The 18,521-nt window shown below is 32.7% G+C and carries 20 protein-coding genes; 2 read left to right on the forward strand and 18 right to left on the reverse strand.

What is annotated here, in order from left to right:
* Positions 1 to 1,386: a TolC family protein gene (locus OIU80_RS12255; RefSeq protein ID WP_264287293.1), complete on the reverse strand. Its 1,386-nt coding sequence runs from the start codon at positions 1,384 to 1,386 to the stop codon at positions 1 to 3.
* A gap of 164 nt (positions 1,387 to 1,550) precedes the next feature.
* Between OIU80_RS12255 and OIU80_RS12260 the strand changes: the two genes are divergently transcribed.
* Entirely contained in the window at positions 1,551 to 2,588 is a 1,038-nt protein-coding gene (locus OIU80_RS12260; protein WP_264287294.1) for a sensor histidine kinase, read from the forward strand.
* A gap of 1 nt (position 2,589) precedes the next feature.
* The gene (locus tag OIU80_RS12265) at positions 2,590 to 3,300 is read left to right on the forward strand and encodes a LytR/AlgR family response regulator transcription factor (protein ID WP_264287295.1); all 711 of its coding nucleotides are present in this window, start codon (positions 2,590 to 2,592) and stop codon (positions 3,298 to 3,300) included.
* Positions 3,301 to 3,488: 188 nt separating this feature from the next.
* Here OIU80_RS12265 and OIU80_RS12270 read toward each other — a convergent pair whose 3' ends face one another.
* The 17 genes from OIU80_RS12270 to OIU80_RS12350 form a co-directional block, all read right to left on the reverse strand.
* On the reverse strand, positions 3,489 to 3,923 hold the full coding sequence (locus OIU80_RS12270) for a DUF6526 family protein (protein ID WP_264287296.1): 435 nt from the start codon (positions 3,921 to 3,923) through the stop codon (positions 3,489 to 3,491).
* A 128-nt stretch (positions 3,924 to 4,051) separates the two neighbouring features.
* Positions 4,052 to 4,396 carry a cupin domain-containing protein gene (locus OIU80_RS12275; protein ID WP_264287297.1) on the reverse strand — a complete coding sequence of 115 codons (345 nt, stop codon included), beginning with the start codon at positions 4,394 to 4,396 and terminating at the stop codon, positions 4,052 to 4,054.
* A 17-nt stretch (positions 4,397 to 4,413) separates the two neighbouring features.
* Positions 4,414 to 4,848 (reverse strand): DoxX family membrane protein, encoded by a 435-nt coding sequence (locus OIU80_RS12280; RefSeq protein ID WP_264287298.1) that lies wholly within the window; start codon positions 4,846 to 4,848, stop codon positions 4,414 to 4,416.
* Positions 4,849 to 4,935: 87 nt separating this feature from the next.
* Entirely contained in the window at positions 4,936 to 5,730 is a 795-nt protein-coding gene (locus OIU80_RS12285) for a helix-turn-helix domain-containing protein (RefSeq protein WP_264287299.1), read from the reverse strand.
* Between the two features lie 266 nt (positions 5,731 to 5,996).
* The gene (locus OIU80_RS12290; protein WP_264287300.1) at positions 5,997 to 6,557 is read right to left on the reverse strand and encodes a YdeI/OmpD-associated family protein; all 561 of its coding nucleotides are present in this window, start codon (positions 6,555 to 6,557) and stop codon (positions 5,997 to 5,999) included.
* The gene (locus tag OIU80_RS12295; protein ID WP_264287301.1) at positions 6,558 to 7,013 is read right to left on the reverse strand and encodes an SRPBCC domain-containing protein; all 456 of its coding nucleotides are present in this window, start codon (positions 7,011 to 7,013) and stop codon (positions 6,558 to 6,560) included.
* Positions 7,014 to 7,024: 11 nt separating this feature from the next.
* Positions 7,025 to 7,486, reverse strand: a complete 462-nt coding sequence (locus OIU80_RS12300) for a DUF1440 domain-containing protein (protein ID WP_264287302.1) — start codon at positions 7,484 to 7,486, stop codon at positions 7,025 to 7,027.
* A 12-nt stretch (positions 7,487 to 7,498) separates the two neighbouring features.
* On the reverse strand, positions 7,499 to 8,008 hold the full coding sequence (locus tag OIU80_RS12305; RefSeq protein ID WP_264287303.1) for a DinB family protein: 510 nt from the start codon (positions 8,006 to 8,008) through the stop codon (positions 7,499 to 7,501).
* Between the two features lie 29 nt (positions 8,009 to 8,037).
* The gene (locus OIU80_RS12310; protein WP_264287304.1) at positions 8,038 to 8,424 is read right to left on the reverse strand and encodes a VOC family protein; all 387 of its coding nucleotides are present in this window, start codon (positions 8,422 to 8,424) and stop codon (positions 8,038 to 8,040) included.
* A gap of 87 nt (positions 8,425 to 8,511) precedes the next feature.
* Positions 8,512 to 8,721: a hypothetical protein gene (locus OIU80_RS12315; RefSeq protein ID WP_264287305.1), complete on the reverse strand. Its 210-nt coding sequence runs from the start codon at positions 8,719 to 8,721 to the stop codon at positions 8,512 to 8,514.
* Between the two features lie 16 nt (positions 8,722 to 8,737).
* Positions 8,738 to 9,112 carry a DoxX family protein gene (locus OIU80_RS12320; RefSeq protein WP_264287306.1) on the reverse strand — a complete coding sequence of 125 codons (375 nt, stop codon included), beginning with the start codon at positions 9,110 to 9,112 and terminating at the stop codon, positions 8,738 to 8,740.
* 689 nt (positions 9,113 to 9,801) lie between these two features.
* Positions 9,802 to 10,542 carry a GNAT family N-acetyltransferase gene (locus OIU80_RS12325; RefSeq protein WP_264287307.1) on the reverse strand — a complete coding sequence of 247 codons (741 nt, stop codon included), beginning with the start codon at positions 10,540 to 10,542 and terminating at the stop codon, positions 9,802 to 9,804.
* 72 nt (positions 10,543 to 10,614) lie between these two features.
* A complete protein-coding gene (locus OIU80_RS12330; protein WP_264287308.1) occupies positions 10,615 to 11,220 on the reverse strand; it encodes a Crp/Fnr family transcriptional regulator in 606 nt (201 codons plus the stop codon).
* Positions 11,221 to 11,388: 168 nt separating this feature from the next.
* Positions 11,389 to 12,807: a TolC family protein gene (locus tag OIU80_RS12335; protein ID WP_264287309.1), complete on the reverse strand. Its 1,419-nt coding sequence runs from the start codon at positions 12,805 to 12,807 to the stop codon at positions 11,389 to 11,391.
* A 131-nt stretch (positions 12,808 to 12,938) separates the two neighbouring features.
* Positions 12,939 to 16,103 (reverse strand): efflux RND transporter permease subunit, encoded by a 3,165-nt coding sequence (locus tag OIU80_RS12340; protein WP_264287310.1) that lies wholly within the window; start codon positions 16,101 to 16,103, stop codon positions 12,939 to 12,941.
* A 10-nt stretch (positions 16,104 to 16,113) separates the two neighbouring features.
* Positions 16,114 to 17,256, reverse strand: a complete 1,143-nt coding sequence (locus tag OIU80_RS12345) for an efflux RND transporter periplasmic adaptor subunit (protein ID WP_264287311.1) — start codon at positions 17,254 to 17,256, stop codon at positions 16,114 to 16,116.
* A 436-nt stretch (positions 17,257 to 17,692) separates the two neighbouring features.
* Positions 17,693 to 18,286 carry a TetR/AcrR family transcriptional regulator gene (locus OIU80_RS12350; protein ID WP_264287312.1) on the reverse strand — a complete coding sequence of 198 codons (594 nt, stop codon included), beginning with the start codon at positions 18,284 to 18,286 and terminating at the stop codon, positions 17,693 to 17,695.
* Positions 18,287 to 18,521: the final 235 nt, after the last annotated feature.

Consider the following 18,521-nt stretch of genomic DNA (forward strand, 5'->3'; position numbering starts at 1 on the left):
TTAAAATTCATTTATAAATAAGTCAAAATTACCTGTGGCAGCAGCCTTGAGTAAGAAAGATTGCCAAACATTATTATTGACAATATCGCGGTCTATTTCGGCACGATTAAGCGTATATAGCGTTTGAGTAATATCGGTTAATGTGGTTAATCCGTTTTTGTATAAAGTTGATTTTTGTAAATAAGCCTGAGCAGCTGCATTAACCTGAATAGGTGCTTCGGCATAATTATCCATCGTGATTTTAATTTTCGCATCAGCAAGACTCAATTGCGCTTTAAGCTCGGTATCAATCTGGTTGTATTCATCTTGTAATCCTTGCGAAATAAATTTCTGAGCACTTACTTGTTTACTCACTCTAAATGGTGTTGTAAGATTCCAGCTAATACCAATTCCTACCAAATAATTGGTTCGGTCAGGACTAATACCATCTATGTAATTTCGATTGAAAGCTGTTTGGTCAGTTGCATAATCGGAGTTAAATCCCGATGCTCTTGTTTGTAAAACGCCAAACATACTCATTGTTGGGTAATAGCTTCGTTTGTATAATTTAAGTTGTTGGTTGCTGTAATCAATTTTGGTTTTGTAGTATTGAAGTGCTGGATGTAAACTATCGTTAGATACTGAAGGGTGTATCATTTCTCTAGGAATCTGACTCACAAATAAGGTATCTGGAACAAAATCCTGAGTAGGAACTCCCATTAAAATAACCAGTTTGCTATTTTGTTCTTTTACAAAATCTTTGGCTTGGTTTAAGGCAATTTTTGCACGTGATACTTCGGCTGTAGCCAATGTAGAATCTACGCCAGCCAATAATCCGTTTTTGACTCTTGCTACAGCTGTATTCTTGAAAACTACAGCGCGTGTTAAGTTTTTTTGCTGAGAAATTAATAAACGTTGGCTTGCCAGCAAATTAAGATAAGCAGCAGAGATTTTGATTTCCTGTTGAAATTTCTCTTGTTGCAAATCATTTTCACGACTTTTAACTTCAACTTTGGCAAGATTGATTTTTTGTTTGATTTTTCCGAAAGTAAAAAAATCCCAATTCATGTTAACCAGATACAATGCTCCAAACGAAGCGTTCCAGTTTTGTTCAGGCAATGCAGGACCAGAAGAAGCAGTTCCTAAACCATTAAAACCGTATAATGCACCATTTTGGCCATTTATGGTTCCATAGTCTTGTTGTGCCGATAAATTTAAATTGGGCAAATAATCCCGGTTTGCTTGTTTGAGCGTTTCTTTGGAGGCATTGGCATAATTGCTTTTTGCTTTAACACTACCATAATTTTCAAGACCTATTTTAATAGCATCTTTTAAAGATAGTGTTTGGGCAAAGGATGCCGAAACGGAAAACAATAAAAATAATAGCGTAATTTTTTTGAAATACATAAAACTCTAAGTAAGAAATTATGAAACAAAAATATTTTACTTGATCGGAAATAGCCTTTGTTAAATGATGTAATGCAATAGTAAATGACGAATTGAATTGGTCATTTATTGGCTATAAAAACTAAAAAAAAGTGGTTAATTTGTAAACTATTTAAGTATTAAAAATGAATAAAAAAATCAGTAAGGTATTGGATAACAAATGGTGGCAAGAAATTGCAGTTATTGTCTTTTCGTTTACAATTTACACGTTAAAAAACGATTGGATGTTATTTAGTTCTGTGGCATCTATATTAATGGGCGTTTTTTTTTATTTGATTTTATACATGCATGCCCAATTTAACCGTTTTTTTATACTTCCTATTTTATTTAATAAACAAAGACCATTAACATATATATTCTTGACTCTTTTGGGAGTATTCCTATTTTCGGTTGTTTTATACGAAATAACGACTTTGGGTATGTTTAACAAATGTCGTTTGTATCAAAATTCTCATCAACGAAGTTACGCCTTCCAATTAGCAAGTGTATTAGGGACATTGGTATGTATATTGAGTCCTATAATTGTTTTTAAATTCTACAGAATTCATAAAAAGCAAACAGACGAAACATTGTTGTTTAATCAGATGCAGCTTAATGCGCTTAAAGGACAATTAAACCCTCACTTTTTATTTAATACTTTTAATACGCTTTACGGAATTAGTTTAGAATTTCCTGATCGGACACCCGATTTAATCATGAAAGTGTCCCAATTAATGCGTTATCAATTAGAGAGTAATAATAAACAATGTGTATCATTAGAAGAAGAGCTTTCGTTTATTAATAGCTATATTCAATTAGAAAAAGAACGAGTAGGGTATCGCTGTGATATTACGTATGATTGCAAAATCGATAATGAAAATGCCTATAAAGTTTCACCAATGTTATTAATTGCTTTTATAGAAAATGCATTTAAACACGGAACTTGTGCAATCGAAAACTGCTTTGTTCGTATTTTTATCACAGTCGAAAATGGGTTACTGCATCTTCATGTTATTAATTCGATACCAACCAAAAAAACTAATGTAGTTTCGACAAAAATTGGATTGAAAAATACTATTGAAAGATTGAATCTAATTTATGGCAAAGAATATAAATTAGATATTCAGGATGATAATAATACGTATATCGTAGATTTAAAATTGCAACTCAAGAAGCTTGTATAAAATGAAAGAGCCAAAAAAATGTATTATTGTTGATGATGAGCCTGCTGCGCATTACGTTTTGGTGAATTATATTAAACAAAATCCACAGCTAGATTTAGTTTTTCAATGCTATAATGGCATTGAAGCTATGAATTATCTTAGAGAGAATAAAGTTGATTTGATGTTTCTTGACATTAATATGCCCGAAATAACCGGAATAGAATTATTGAAAATTATTCCGATGCCACCAAAAACAATCTTGACTACTGCTTACTCCGAATTTGCTTTAGAAAGTTATGATTATGGCGTTATCGATTATTTATTAAAGCCTATTTATTTTCCTAGGTTTTTAAAAGCAATTGACCGTTTTTTTTATGTCGAAAATATTCCAAACAAGGTTACCGGAACTGTTGCAAATTCAGTAAGTGTAAAAGTCGATGGACATTTTATAGAACTAGAACTTGATACTTTTTTGTTTGCGCAAAGTTTTGGGAATTACGTAAAATTACATACTACCAAAAGAACTTATCTGGCATCTATTACAACTAGCGAATTTGAAAAATGTCTTCCTGAATTGGGGTTTATGCGCATTCATAAATCATATATTGTTGCTTTGGATAAAATAGAAGCAACTGACAAGGATTTTGTTGTAATAAAAAAAGAACGATTACCTATCGGAATTACTTATAAAAGAGAACTATCGGATCGATTGAAGAATAAAGTTTTTCTTTAAATAATTGTATTGGTTATAATTCGTAAAAGTATTTAACACATAGAAACATAGCTTTAAAATTATGATTTAAGATATTTTCATAAAATCATGATTTTTCCACATAGCGCTATGCGATTTATTTTGAGTGAAATGCCTTTTTTAGAATTATTAAACTATGTTTCTATGCATTAAGGGTTTAGTGTAATAAATTATACTCTTTCGTAATCGCCCTTCCAATCGGTAATAGATTTTTTGATTGAATTTCCAGATAGATTTTCATCCAATGTTTTTTCGATTAGTATAAGGAGTTCTTTATCTGGGCTAAATCGTAATGCAAATATTTGTTCATCACTTAATTGGTCTTCAATAAGTTCAAGTCTTTCCCCTGTTAACGATAAATACCTATATCTAAGTTCTAGCTTTACAATTCGGTTTTGTAATGTTAATGCATAATGTTGGCGTAGCATGAATGCCAATCCAAATAAAACTACAAAAATTAGGCTAATAAAAATCCAGATTGCTGTATCATTTGATGTAAATGAAAAATAGATACTAATAATAAGTAAAATTGTTATGACAGGATAATATACAAAATGATGAGGCGGATAATACCGAACATGATTTTTATAGGATTGTGCTTCCATGTGAGTTAGTTTTTTTTAAAGGTAATCAAAACTGTAGTTTCTAAAATTTTATTTATCAATACGTTAAGATTTTAGAACAAAGAAAAACCTTCAAAATAAATCATTTTGAAGGTTTTGTTTTTAGTTACTTATTTTAATATTACAACTTCTTCTGGTACAACGAATAACATGGTACATCCATTTTTTGAAAATGCCGAATGGGTACTTCCTGGGGGCATATACAAATAATCACCACTATTTAATTGGTCTGCGCCAAAACGGATATCACCTTCCAAAATATATATTTCTTCTCCAGCCGGATGAGAATGATTAGGGTAGGAGGCACCTGGATCAAATTTTAATAAAAAAGTTGGTGGTCTTTGTGTAGCATTGTCAAAGCGAAGAACTTTTACATAAACACCATCTGTTTTTATGCCTTCTTCTACTAGCGGTTTCCAGTTTATTTCGTTGCTTTTTGTGATTTGCTTTTTCATTTTGTGAATAGTTTAAATTAGAGTTGATCTATGTTTTTAAGAAGTATTTCGTCAATGCTCCAACGATATTGAGGCATCGTAGCTAAAAGAAATGCAGCTGAGGCAAATACTAATACCGAATAATCTAATGGATCTTTGATGCCAAAAGAATAAGCCATCGCTAATGCAAACAATAATGTTAGGATTGCTGCTCCAGTTGCCGCCAATCGGGTTTTGTAACCTGCCAAAAGCATTAATGCCAATAGGGTTTCTAAGATGGTACTTAGTATTGCAATAATGGGGATACTATTTTTTGGAGCAAAAGAGTTTACTTTTTCAGTATAGGTTACAAAGTTTTGCCAGCCCGAAGAATATTCTCCCCATAAACCTAAACGGCTAAAAACTGCCGATAAAAAGCCAATTCCGAGCGAAATACGCAATAGTAGTGTTGCTGTGTCCTGATGTTTTTTCATTTACTTAAATATTAGTAATTGTTAATCAGGACAAAGGTGCAATATGGTTATTCGCTAAAGAATAGAGAATATTGGAAAAAGCATGTACTATTCGATCATGACCTTTTCTTTATATGATTTTGGAGCAATATTGGTGTGTTTTTTGAAAAAATTAGAGAAGTAAAAAGGATCGTTGAAGCCTAACATATAAGCAACTTCTTTTACTGATAATTTCTCGTAGGTAAAAAGACGTTTAGCTTCAGAAATGATTAGTCCGAAAATTACATGCTGTGCCGTTTTGTTGGTATGAAGTTTCGAGAGTTCATTTAGTTTTGATTCTGTAGTACCAAGTAATGAGGCAATATCGTTTACAGATAGATTTTTCTCGAAGTTTTTAAGTATCGTTTCCAGAAAGGCAAGGAATAAGGCATCGGGTTTATAAATTTCGTCACCACGATTTATTTTAGAACGATTTATCTCAATTAAAATTAACTCAATTCGGCTGTGTGTAGAAATTAGATATTGATAAGGAGTTTCTGTTAATTCCTTTTCGATTAATTGTAATTCTTGTAGTATGGATTCACTATTGTCCACCGGAATAACTTCGTTCATTGCAAAGTGACAAAACAAACCATTATGAAAGATTAATTCGATGTCATTATCATTTTTACAGAAATAATCATAAGTAAATTCAAGAACAATTCCTTTTGCATTATCGATGTTTTTAAAATAATGAATTTGCCCTGAAGTGATGGTAAGAACAGTATTTTCTGTTAACACAAATTCATTTTCATCTACAGAAATAGTTACCGAACCCGATGTACAAAAGATTAAAACATATTTTAAAATTCGTCTCGGTTTCTCTAAACCAATTGTCTTGTCAAAAGTTTTTATGTCAATCATTTAGTAGTCTTATGGTTTTAAATTTAATCAAAAATAAAGAAAAGAATAATGAATTAAAATCATAAATCTAATTCGTTGGGTGTGATTATTATGAACACATAGAAACATAGATTTTATAAATTAAAAAAAGGCGTTCGTTCCACTTATTTAAAATTAGCATAGCTGTCTATGTGAAAGAAATATATTTCTTTTTGTCTTCTTTTACCTAAAACAATTTATGTTTCTATGTGTTCATTTTTTGCAGGCTTGCCCTAAATCAAAACTTACTATTTCCATTTATTTTTGGATTCCATGCTATCAGCAATAAGTTCGTTTAGGCGTTTTATTCTTGTAGTTTCTTGTTTAGCACTCATCACCCAATTTTTTGAAACTTTTTTATAAGAAGGAGCGAGTGATTGAAAGTAATCCCAAGCTTTTTCGTTGGCTTTAAATATTTTCTCAAATTCATCAGAAAAGTGTACTTCTTCGATTTCGTGTGTATAAATTCTAGATTTGTCTTCTTTTCGTAATTTAAAACTAGTAATACCTGCGGGTTGCATTAATCCTAGTTTGGTTAAATCTTCGACCTTCTTGATATTTATAGCGCTCCAAATACTTGTCGCTTTTCTAGGTGTAAAACGTATAGAGTAACTATCCTTGTCTATTGACCTGCGTACGCCATCAATCCATCCAAAACATAGTGCTTCATCTACAGATTGTGACCATGTCATGCTAGGTTTATTGGTATTTATTTTATGAAAACCAACTAATAATTCGGTTTCGAGTAGGTGATTTTGGGTTAACCATTTTCTAAATTCAAATTGATTTTTAAAAAATATTGGACTCATTTAATTTTCTTCTACTAGTTTTTTTATTTCTTCCAAAATCGGATTCCAGCCTTCTCCATTATTTAAAGCTTCAGAATATCTTCTCTGTCCATCTGCCACTGTTGAGTAATCGCCTTGAGAAACATTAAGAACGGTTTTCCCATTATTATCGGCCAATTCATACGTTACATTTAGATAATTATCTGGAATGTCCGGAATAGTTGAGTTTGGATCAAAAGTAGAATAAATAAGCTTTTTATTTGGTTCAATGCTCACAATATGTCCTTTTACAAAAATCAAGTCCTGACCTTCATAATTGGCTTGCCAAAGAAGTTCGCTTCCCACTTCCCAATCAGACAACGCTTCGCAACCAAACATATAAACTTTTGTTTTTTCAGGATTTGTCAATGCATCCCATACTTTATCAGCAGGAGCATTTATCTCGATAGTATTGTTAACTGTTAGTTCGTTTGCCATGATTATTTGAATTACTTATTATAATATTTCTTTGTAATGTATGCAATAGGAATCCCGATACAAAAAATCAGTATTAGGATTGATAATAGTAACGGAAAATCTAAATTTTTTGCAGGTAGAATTGGGAATACAATTGGAAGAACAACCAGGTTCATTATAATCCAAACAAAAATACCATATAGTACTCCTGAGATTATGGTATTATTTTTTAAAAAAGTAATGTATGGATAAATTTTGAAATAGAATAAAGCGAAGATAGTAGCAATTATAAAATGAAATAGGAGTCCGTAGAACGCCATTTTTGGATCACCCGAATAGGCATCTTGTTTAAAAATACCACTAGCAATAGATTGTAGAATTTTAAGAGCAGTAGTTTTTTGTAATATAACGGCATAAATAAGAATAGGGGTAATGATATCCAGCGTGCCTGCAATTAAACCTGATAATAATACCGTTCCAACTTTTGATTTCATATAAATGCTTTTTTATTTTTTAGTCACATTTTCAAAAATTATATTTAATTGTTTGATATGTCTTTGTATATGAATAAGGGAGAAATTAATCCATTCATAAATTGTAAATTTTCCAAATGAAGGAATTTCAGACTCAAGACAAGTTAGCGTTAAATCATAAGTTTCGGATACGTGTAATAATTCTTTCTCTATTTTTTGAAGAGATAAAGTTAACGAATTTTTGTCGTATTTTTTATCCAATGGTTTTATGAATTCCGGAGATTGCATTTTTATGGCAAAGTTTAGAAAAAGAGCTTCGATATCTTTTACTTTTTCATCGGGTTTTCGAGTGGTTTTTTCAGTAGGACCGCTACACATTTCGGGATAACCTGAACTTGCTAAGATGAGGTGCTGTATAACTTGTCCTGCTGTCCAACTTCCTTCATAAGGAACTGTATTTAGCTCTTTATCAGAAAAGGAGGAAAGTATTTTATAAAGCTGTTCAAATGTATCAGTGATTTTTTTTTGAAGTCTTGTTTTCATTTTATGGATTAATTTTAAGGTTATGTTTATTACCTATTTACAGATGATGTTATCCACCATACATTACCAAATGGGTCGGTTACACCACAGGTTCTACCATAATCCTGATTACTTAATTCCATTAATGTTGAGGCGCCAGAAGCTAGAGCTTTTTTATAGGTTTCATCGGCATTGTCAACATATATAAATAAGTTTGCTGTTTGAGGTTTCCAATCTTTGGTAGCATCAGTAAACATTATAGTACTACCACCAATTGTAATCTCTGAGTGTCTTACTGTTTCTCCATCTTCATGTAATTTATGCATACTTGTTATAAGTTCTGCATCAAAAACATTTTTTGTAAAGTCTATAAATTTTAAGGCTCCATTTAGCATTAAATAGGGCATTACAGTTTGATGTGTTGTTGGGACTTCCATTTTTCAATATTTTGATTAATAATAGAATAAAATTACAATATTTAATGTTTAAATATTTAAAAATCAATATTTTATGCAGAATTTTTGTTATGCAAGTACTTCACAATGATAGCCATAGGAATTAAGCAGTTCGATTATTTTTTTATTTGAAATTTTCAAATCAAGTACTCGCAGAATTTTATCACAATCCTCTAAGTCAAAGTTAATACTGCCATTTGGGAAATGCTCAAGAAGTTTTGCAACAATCATTTTCGACTGCTCCACTTCTTGAACATTTGTTTTGAAAACTTCTATCATGTTTTCTAATTTAAAGCTAAAGGCTCTTGTAACTTAATAGTTTGTGGTAATTGATATATGAGATTATCAAAATCACCAAAAAAATCAAAGGGAAAATTGCTTGAAAACCTGCTCCGTCAACAGCAAAATGACTTATGGATGCAAATATAAAGTCGAAAGCAAAACCTGCATAAGCCCATTCTTTTACACGATTAGGAATTGATGGGATTACTAATACTAGTACACCTAAAATTTTAAAAACTACTAATGCATTTCCGAAATACTCAGGATAACCTAAATGTCTTATTCCTTCTTTTGCTAGTTCGGTTTGAGATGTTAGTGCTGGCATAACTCCTTCAAATAGGAAAATGATAATGGTTGTTATCCAGAAAATAATTTTTGTTGATTTCATTTTTGTTAGTTTTTTTGGTTGATTACTAATTACTTAACGAAATTACGAATATTGTTTTTATGTTAAATACGCATTTACGACTATTTTAGGGGCGTATAAGACAATCGCTTTTTTATGTGTTTTTTACCATTAAGGTATTAAGGGATATTAAGTAACCCCAAAACTTGTCTCTCTGAGCGGAGTCGAAGAGTTGTGTGGGGCTTCGACTCCGCTCAGCCTGACAAAAATTGAGAGTAAAAATAATTAAGGTTTTTGTAATTAATGGATTAAGGGAAATTAAGTAACCCAAAACTTGTCTCTCTGAGCGGAGTCGAAGAGTTGTGTGGGGCTTCGACTCCGCTCAGCCTGACAAAAATTGAGAGTAAAAATAATTAAGGTTTTTGTAATTAATGGATTAAGGGAAATTAAGTAACCCAAAACTTGTCTCTCTGAGCGGAGTGGAAGAGTTGTGTGGGACTTCGACTCCGCTCAGCCTGACAAAAATTGAGAGTAAAAATAATTAAGGTTTTTGTAATTAATGGATTAAGGAAAATTAAGTAACCCCAAAACTTGTCTCTCTGAGCGGAGTGGAAGAGTTGTGTGGGGCTTCGACTCTGCTCAGCCTGACAAAAACTGAAATGAAGATGATAAAGTTTAACCATTTAAAACCTTGCGTGCTTTGCGGTTAATTCTCTTAATGGTTTAAAATATCACTCATTTTTTAAAATGTAGTTTTTTATAATAAACAAGTCTTCAAAGCCAAGTTTAGTGTAGATGCCTTTTCCCATTACAGATGCTTGTAATAAGGCATATTCGGCATTTAAATCTAAAGCAAGGTTGAGAGCATACTTCATGATTTCTTCAGCAAAGCCTTTTCTTCTCATTTCGGGGATTACGCCCACGCCATGAATTCCGATATTATTTTCGGTTTGAAACAACATAAAAGTACCGATTGGCTGGTTTTGGTAAGTAACTAAATGAAATTGCACTTCGTTGTAATTATGTATTAGAATTTCTTTGCTAATTACATAACCAAATGCATTTGGATATAAATCAGACCAGATTTTTGCATCTTCATCTTTCCAAATACGTTTAAATTCTAGAGTGTTTTGTAGCTCAAATGGTTTATCTAGTTTTAATGCCATTGCTACTTGTTCGGTTTTTTTTACCAAACCTTTGGTTTCGAAAATTTCATTAGAATTTGTTCCGTAAATATCCCAATACGGAATTACTAAAGTTGGATTGGATTCAAGAAATTCGATCGCAGTTTTGGCACTATTTAGATTAACATCCTCACTAAACCATAACTTATTTGGCCAACCTGAATTTTCTATTTTGCAATATTCGAAAGTATTATTTTTATGATAGGATTGAAAAGGAGCTCCTACTGTTTTCCATAAACGGGTAAGATTGTTAATATTGTCAGTAATACGATTTGTGTTTTTTTCCATTTTCAATAAAATTATAAGAATATAAGTCAAAGATAAGTCTGGTATTTTATCTAAACCTTTACTTATGTTGATTTAGGTATTTTTATCTAGACTTTTCCTTATTCTGCTCAACTGTGTTGGAGTAATTCCTAAATGAGATGCAATATGGAGTAGGGGGATTCTATGCAAAATATCTGGATGCTTTGCTAATAAATCGAGATATCTTTCGGTAGCATTTTCCATAACGATTGAGATCTCTCTTTGCTCTTTTTCGATTACCCAGTTTTTTTCGAGGTAAGCAATATAATAGTTTTTTAAATCATCGTTTTGGTTAATTAGTTCTCTGTATTTCTTGTAGTTAATAGCAATAAGAGTTGAGTCTTCTAGTGCTTCGATTGTAAAATCAGAAGATGTTTGCTGTAATAATGAAACTGTTGAACCTGCAAAATAGCCTTCAAGAAAAATATTCTTATTATAAATATTTCCTTCCTTATCGGTGATGTAAGCTCTTAATGCGCCTTTGCAGATAAAGTAAATTTCTTTGGCAACTTGTCCATTTCGTAATAGTATTTCTCCTTTTTTTAAGAGTTGAAATTCAACGATATTTTCTATCAATTTCAAAGATGCATCTGTAATAGGAGCATAGCTTTGAAGCTTTAATTTTAAATCGTTGCTGTATTTATCTTTATTGAATGTCATTTTGTAGTTTTTTCGACTTATCAAAAATAAGGAAATAAAATGGCTTGTACCTAAATGTATGCGAAAGTGGATCCGTTTTATCTGTGTGCCATGTCAACAAAAAAACGCTGCAAAACCTAAGTCTTACAGCGTCATCTCAAAAAATAAATAATTAACGGGTAACAGGTATTATTTCCATCCTCCACCGAGTGCTCGATATAACTCGGTATTGGCGGTTAATTGTTCGCGTTTGATGTTGGCTAGTTCCAACTCGCTTTGTAATATATTCGCTTGAGCTGTAATGACTTCAAGATAATCTGCCATTCCGTTTTTGAATAGCATATTTGAGTTGGTTACTGCTTGTTGCAATGTTTTTACACGTTCTTTAAGAAAGTATTGTTGTTTTTCAAGTTTTTCTATTTTTACTAAAGCATCTGATACTTCGCTAACGGCAATGAGTACCGATTGTCTGAAGTTTAATACTGCTTTTTCTCTTTCGGCTTTAGCAATATTATACTGTGTTCTTATTCTTTTACTGTTTAACAAAGGCTGTGTTAATCCGCCAAGTGCAGTTCCGAATAAAGAAGCTGGGATATTAAACCAGTTACTGGTTTCGAAAGAATTTAAACCTCCGCTTGCTGTAATTTTAAGTGAAGGGTATAAATTTGCTTTTGTAATTCCAACGGTAGCATTTGCTTTAACCAACGCTAATTCGGCGCTTTTTACATCTGGTCTTTGTCTTACTAATGATGATGGAATTCCAGCGGCTAAATTTTGTTTTAATTCGATTGAATTAAGTGTAATTGTTCTTTCTTTTGAACTAGGAAATGAACCTGTTAATACGCTTAATGCATTTTCCTGTATTGCTATGTTTTGTTCTAACAATGGGATTAATTGTGCTGCAATTAGTTTTTGCGCTTCTGATTGCTGAATGGCTAATGATGTTACTTGACCTGCATCGTATTTTAATTTGATGATGAAGGTGGTACTATCATTTAATTTCAGGTTCTTTTTGGCAATCTCTAATTGAGAATCTAGCATCAAAAGATTGTAATAGCCTTTGGAAACATTAGAAACTATAGTCGTTTGCAATGCTTTTTTTACTTCTTCTGACTGAAGATATCCTGCATAGGCTTCTTTTTTCTGGCTGCGAATTTTACCCCAAATATCTGCCTCCCAAGATAGTCCTATTCCTGCCGAATAATCTTCAATATGACTTTTATTTAAAGATTGATTCAGATTATGTCCGTTAAAACTATTTTTAGATGGATTATTGATACTTCCGTTTACAAAAGCATTTACTTCGGGAATATTTCCCCATTTTGCCTGCGTTAATTGATATTGTGCAATTTCAATATTTTTGGTTGCGATTTGCAAATCATTGTTTTTTGTAATGGCATTGTCTATCAGTTTTACGATGTCTTTCTCTGTAAAGAAAGTTTTCCATTCCATATTAGCAGTAGTTGTAGTATCGCTTGAAGCGGATGCACCCCTGAAATTATCAGGAAATGCATCTTTTGGAACTTCAATATCCTTAGAAACTTTACAGGATATGAATGTTGTGATGAGTAACAGTACCACAACAGTTTTTGTTATATAATTTTTCATTTTATATGGTATCATTAATTTTTTTGACATTTATCTTCTGGCGCTTCAAGTACTTTTGAAACTTTCCAGGATATTAATGTAAAGACAACAAAAACTGTTATCAGAACTGATGTTATATAATTTTCCATTTTTTATTTTTCTTCGTTATGAATTACGGCTAATGATTTTCCAGAAACCTTTTCTTGTAAATGTTGGAATACGATAAATAGCACTGGGATGATTAATACCCCAAGAATTACTCCCGAGATCATTCCGCCTGCAGCACCAATACTTATAGAGTGGTTTCCTTTTGCAGATGGACCTGTAGCGCTCATCATCGGTATTATTCCCACGACAAATGCTAATGATGTCATGATAATTGGTCGTAGTCTTAGTTTGGCAGCTTCTATTGATGATGCCACTAATGATTTTCCTGCTTTTCTTCGCTGTGAAGCAAATTCGACAATAAGAATTGCATTCTTGGCTAGTAATCCTATAAGCATGACCAGAGCTACTTGTACGTAAATATTATTTTCGATACCAGTTAATCCAATCGCTATAAATACTCCAAATACTCCAACTGGGATTGACAAAATTACAGCCAAAGGCAAGATGTAACTTTCGTATTGGGCAGCAAGTAGGAAGTAAATGAATATAAGACAGAGAAGGAAAATTGTTGTTGATTGCCCTCCCGAAGAAATCTCTTCACGTGTTTGTCCTGAAAATTCATAGCTATATCCTGCTGGCAATTGTTGTGCAGCAACTTCTTCAATTGCTTTAATGGCATCTCCTGAACTAAATCCTGGTTTAGGAATGGCATTAATTGAAATTGAGTTGAACAAGTTATATCTCGAAGCCGTTTCGGATCCATATATACGAGTTAGTTTTACCAAAGTATTGATTGGAACCATTCCGCCATTTTTGTTTTTTACAAAAACGTTATTTATTGATGATGGTTCCGCTCTATCTGCAATATCTGCTTGTACAACAACTCTATAATATTTACCAAATCGATTAAAATCGGATGCTTGTGCACTACCAAAATAAGCCTGCATTGTTTGTAGAATGTCTTTTACATTCACGCCCAATTGGTCTGCTTTTTCGTCATCAATATCCAATTGCAATTGTGGATAATCGGCTTTAAAGGTGGTAAAGGCTACTGCAATTTCTGGTCGTTTCATCAACTCTCCAATAAAGGTTTGTGAGATTCCGCTAAATTTATCTAGTTTACCTCCAGTTTTATCTTGCAATACCAAATCCAGCGCTTCAACGTTACTGAATCCAGGTACGGTTGGGAAACTGAATACAAAGAAACTACCTTTTGAAATGGCACCTAATTTTCCTTGTACGTCGGCCATGATTTGATCAATATTCTTGATTGCTCCACGCTCTTCATTTGGTTTAAGCAAAACAAAAATAACGGCTGATGATGGACTTGTTGAGTTCGTTAACAAGTTAAAACCTGAAATTGCTGTTACAAATCGTGATGCATCTAATCCTCTTAAAGTGTTCTCTGCCTCAGTCATTACTTTTTGAGTTCCATCTAGTGATGTTCCTGATGGTGTATTAACTGCAATTGCAATAAATCCTTGATCTTCTGTAGGTATAAACCCAGCAGGAGTTGTTTTTACCATTAAGATAGTTGCTGCAGTTATCACTGCTAATCCACCTAGACTAACCCATTTATTACGGATTAAGAATCTTAAACTTCCAACATAACGGTTGGTTAATGAATTGAAGCTTTTATTGAATCCTATAAAGAATTTTTCTTTAAATCCTTTTTTTGTTTCTGGATCAGCTGCATGCGTTGCTGCATGATTATTTTTTAAGAATAAAGCAGCAAGCGCTGGACTTAAAGTTAGTGCATTAACTGCCGAAATTAGAATTGCAATTGCCAAAGTAAAGGCAAACTGACGATAGAAAACTCCTGTAGAACCTTCCATAAAACCTACGGGCAAGAAAACGGCAGCCATTACTAAGGTAATAGAAATAATTGCTCCTGTAATTTCATGCATCGCTTCATTTGTGGCTGCTTTTGGCGATAAATTCTTGTGTTCCATTTTAGCATGCACCGCCTCGACGACGACAATTGCATCATCGACGACAATACCAATTGCAAGGATTAAGGCAAATAATGTTAACAGATTTATCGAAAACCCGAATAGCTGCATGAAGAAAAATGTACCCAGAATAGCAACTGGAACTGCAATTGCAGGAATTAATGTTGATCTAAAATCTTGCAGGAATATAAATACTACGATAAATACTAATATGAAGGCTTCTACCAAAGTGTGTTTTACCTGATCTATTGATTGGTCTAATGAAACTTTTGTACTATAGAATACATTTTGTTTTATTCCTGCAGGGAAGCTTTTAGCCGATTTTTCCATCAGCTTGTTAATTGCTACCTGAATTTCATTAGAATTAGATCCTGCTAACTGTATGATACCTATTACAACTCCTTTTTTACCATTTAAACGAGTTAAACTATTATATGAATAAGCTCCAAGTTCAACTCTTGCTACGTCTTTTAAACGAAGTATTGATCCATCGGCATTAGCGCGTATAGCTATTTTTTCATATTCTTCAGGTTTTGTTAATTTACCTTTGTACTTGATAACGTATTCGAAAACTTCTTTACTACGTTCTCCAAATTTCCCTGGTGCGGCTTCCAAACTTTTATCTTGAATTGCCTTCATTACCTCGTTTGGAGTAACCTGATAAGTTGCCATTTGTGTAGGGTTTAACCATACACGCATCGAGTAATCTCTTACACCACCAAATATACTTGCTGAACCTACTCCCGGAATACGTTTTATTTCAGGAATAATATTGATTTGTGCATAATTGGCAATGAATGTCTGGTCATATTTTGCTTCGTCTTCGGTATATAAACCAATACCCATAATGAAGCTATTTTGTTGTTTTGCGGTAGTTACCCCTTGCTGAACTACCTCTGTTGGCAATTGACTTGTTGCTTGAGAAACTCTGTTTTGAACGTTAACCGCTGCTTGATCGGCATCTGTACCCAATTTAAAGAAAATGGTAATGGCTAGCGTACCATCATTACTAGCTGTAGAGCTCATATAAGTCATGTTCTCCACACCATTTATAGATTCTTCTAGTGATGGTGCTACCGAACGTAAGACTGTTTCGGCACTTGCGCCCGGATATACTGCTGTTACCAAAACCGATGGCGGTGCAATATCGGGAAACTGTTGTAAGGGTAGTTTTGTAAGTCCAAGTACACCCAATATCACCAATAAAATGGAGATAACAGTAGCCAGTACAGGTCTTTGTATGAATATTTTGAACATTTTCGTAAAATTATTTTTTGTTAATTACTTGGGCAACTTTAGCAGTCGATTTCTCTGGCTGAATTACTTGACCTTCCTGAAGTTTATCGATACCACTTAATACAATTTGATCGCCAGATTTAACACCATCTTTGATAAGATAATCTGTTCCCATTTTTCCGATTATTGTGATTGGCATTTTGTTTACTTTGTTTTGTTTACTTAGCGTATAAACGAAAACTTTGTCTTGCATTTCTATAGTAGCAGATTGCGGAACCAAAATGGCATCGTCATGCTGAATCCCTAAGCGAATTTTTCCTGTATTTCCAGAACGTAATGTTCCGTTGGCATTTGGAAAAGTTGCTCTAAGTGTGATTGCACCGGTATTTTTATCAAATTGTCCATCGACCATATCGATTTTTCCTAATTGTGCGTAAGCATTGCCATCGGCTAGAATTAAAGATACAGGAGGCAGGTTTTTGATTTTGTCACCAATTGTATTTCCAGAATATTGAGTTTTGAAATTGATAAAATCTGTTTCTCCTAATGAGAAATAAGCATATACTTCATGAACATCTGATAATTTTGTTAATGGTTCAATATCTGATACAGAAACTAAACTTCCTTGTTTTTTAGGTAGTCTTCCTATGTATCCGCTTACTGGAGCTGTAATTGTAGTATAACTTAAATTAATTTTTGCAGATTCTACCATTGCTCTGGCTTGTTCAATATTTGCAACAGCAATTCTATGAGATGCTTTTGCCGTTTTTAATTGATAGTCTGAAACTACTTTGTTTTGTACAAGAGGAGTTAGTTTATCAACTTCTAGTTGAGCATTGATTAATGCAGCTTCAGCTCCGTGGAGGTTTGCCAATGCATTGTTAAGTTGTTCACGAAACGGGCGTTCATTTATTTTGAATAATGATTGTCCTTTTGAAACATAAGCACCTTCATCTACCAGAACTCGGTCTAGGTTACCGCTTACTTGTGGACGAATTTCTACATCAATCGTTCCTTGGATTGAAGCAGGATATTCGGAATCTGTGGTTGCATCTGAGTTTTTAATAGCAAGCACAGGTAATAATGGGGCTGCAGGAGCAGGTGCTTGAGACTTATCTGCACATCCTATTACGACTAAGGCAATAAGAATACTGGTAATTATTATTTTTTTCATTTTAGGGTTGATTTTAATTTGTTGAACATTTGAGTTATTTAAATTGGGATTGGGTTTTGTATTAATTTGATTCACATTTAATTGCATTAAATTATCTAACGTTGTTAAGTATAAAAGCGTAAAAATTCATATAATTATTCCTTCCAGTTATAAGATGCTATAATTGGTATTAAATTATTTATCACTGTTAAGTGAAGTGGCAAAAAACTTCAATTTCTCCTTCGACACGACCTTCGACTCCGCTCAGGATGACAAAAGGATGATAATAAATTGAAATTGTGGTATTAAATTACTGTATTAAATTTTTTAACGTCGTTAAGTAGAATTGTAAAAAAAACTTTTGACTTTTCCTTTGACTTCGTTTAAGATGACAAAATTTGGTTCAAATTTACTACATTAAATTATTTATCAGCGTTAAGTGAGCATTAAATTTTTTTTAACGTATTGATTTTATGATTCCACCAATGGCATCTTTTAAAATTTGGGTATTAATTGTTTCTAAAACTTCACTTTTGTTGATGATATTGATTGAGATTAATCCGTGAATAACAGAAAAGAAAGTAAAATACTTTTGTTTTATTACTTCTTCAGTTGGTTTGCTATCTTTCATTATTTCGGCAATAACCGCAACAAATAGTTTGTAAGGAGCTTCAGAAGCCGAACATCGTTCATTGCAACAGGTCATTTGTACTCCAAACATTAATTGATACATTTCGGTATCGGTAAATGCAAAATCCCAATATGCCATCCACATTGCTTCAAGCTGTTCTTCGGGATTATCGTATTTGTTTTTAGCTTTTTCTAGTTCAATAGTTAACTTTACAAAACCTCTACCAGTTAGTTCTTGTAATATTGCTTCTTTATTAGAAAAGTATTCATAAATGATTGGGGCAGTATATTCAATCTTATCTGCAATTTTTCGCATACTAAGACCTTGCCATCCCTCATCTTTTACAATAGTACAGGCAGCATCCAGAATGTTTTTTCTGGTCTCTTCTTTTTGTCTTAAAATTCGATCTTTACTTGCCATTTTTATAGAGTATTAAATTGTTTAACACCGTTAGGCAAATGTATGGCAATTTTTAAGATTAAAAAATATTTCTCTCATAGTTTTTTCTTATTGCTGAATAAAAAAAATCTAAGGAAGGTGTTATTTGAGGTAAAGTATTGAAATTCTGTATGTAATATAAGATAAGTAATAGGTAAAAAGATAAAAGCTAAGGTATATAATGCAAATGGGGGTAAAGGGTATGTTAACTTGTTGA

It is taken from the genome of Flavobacterium frigoritolerans (assembly GCF_025847275.1).
Classification (GTDB): domain Bacteria; phylum Bacteroidota; class Bacteroidia; order Flavobacteriales; family Flavobacteriaceae; genus Flavobacterium; species Flavobacterium frigoritolerans.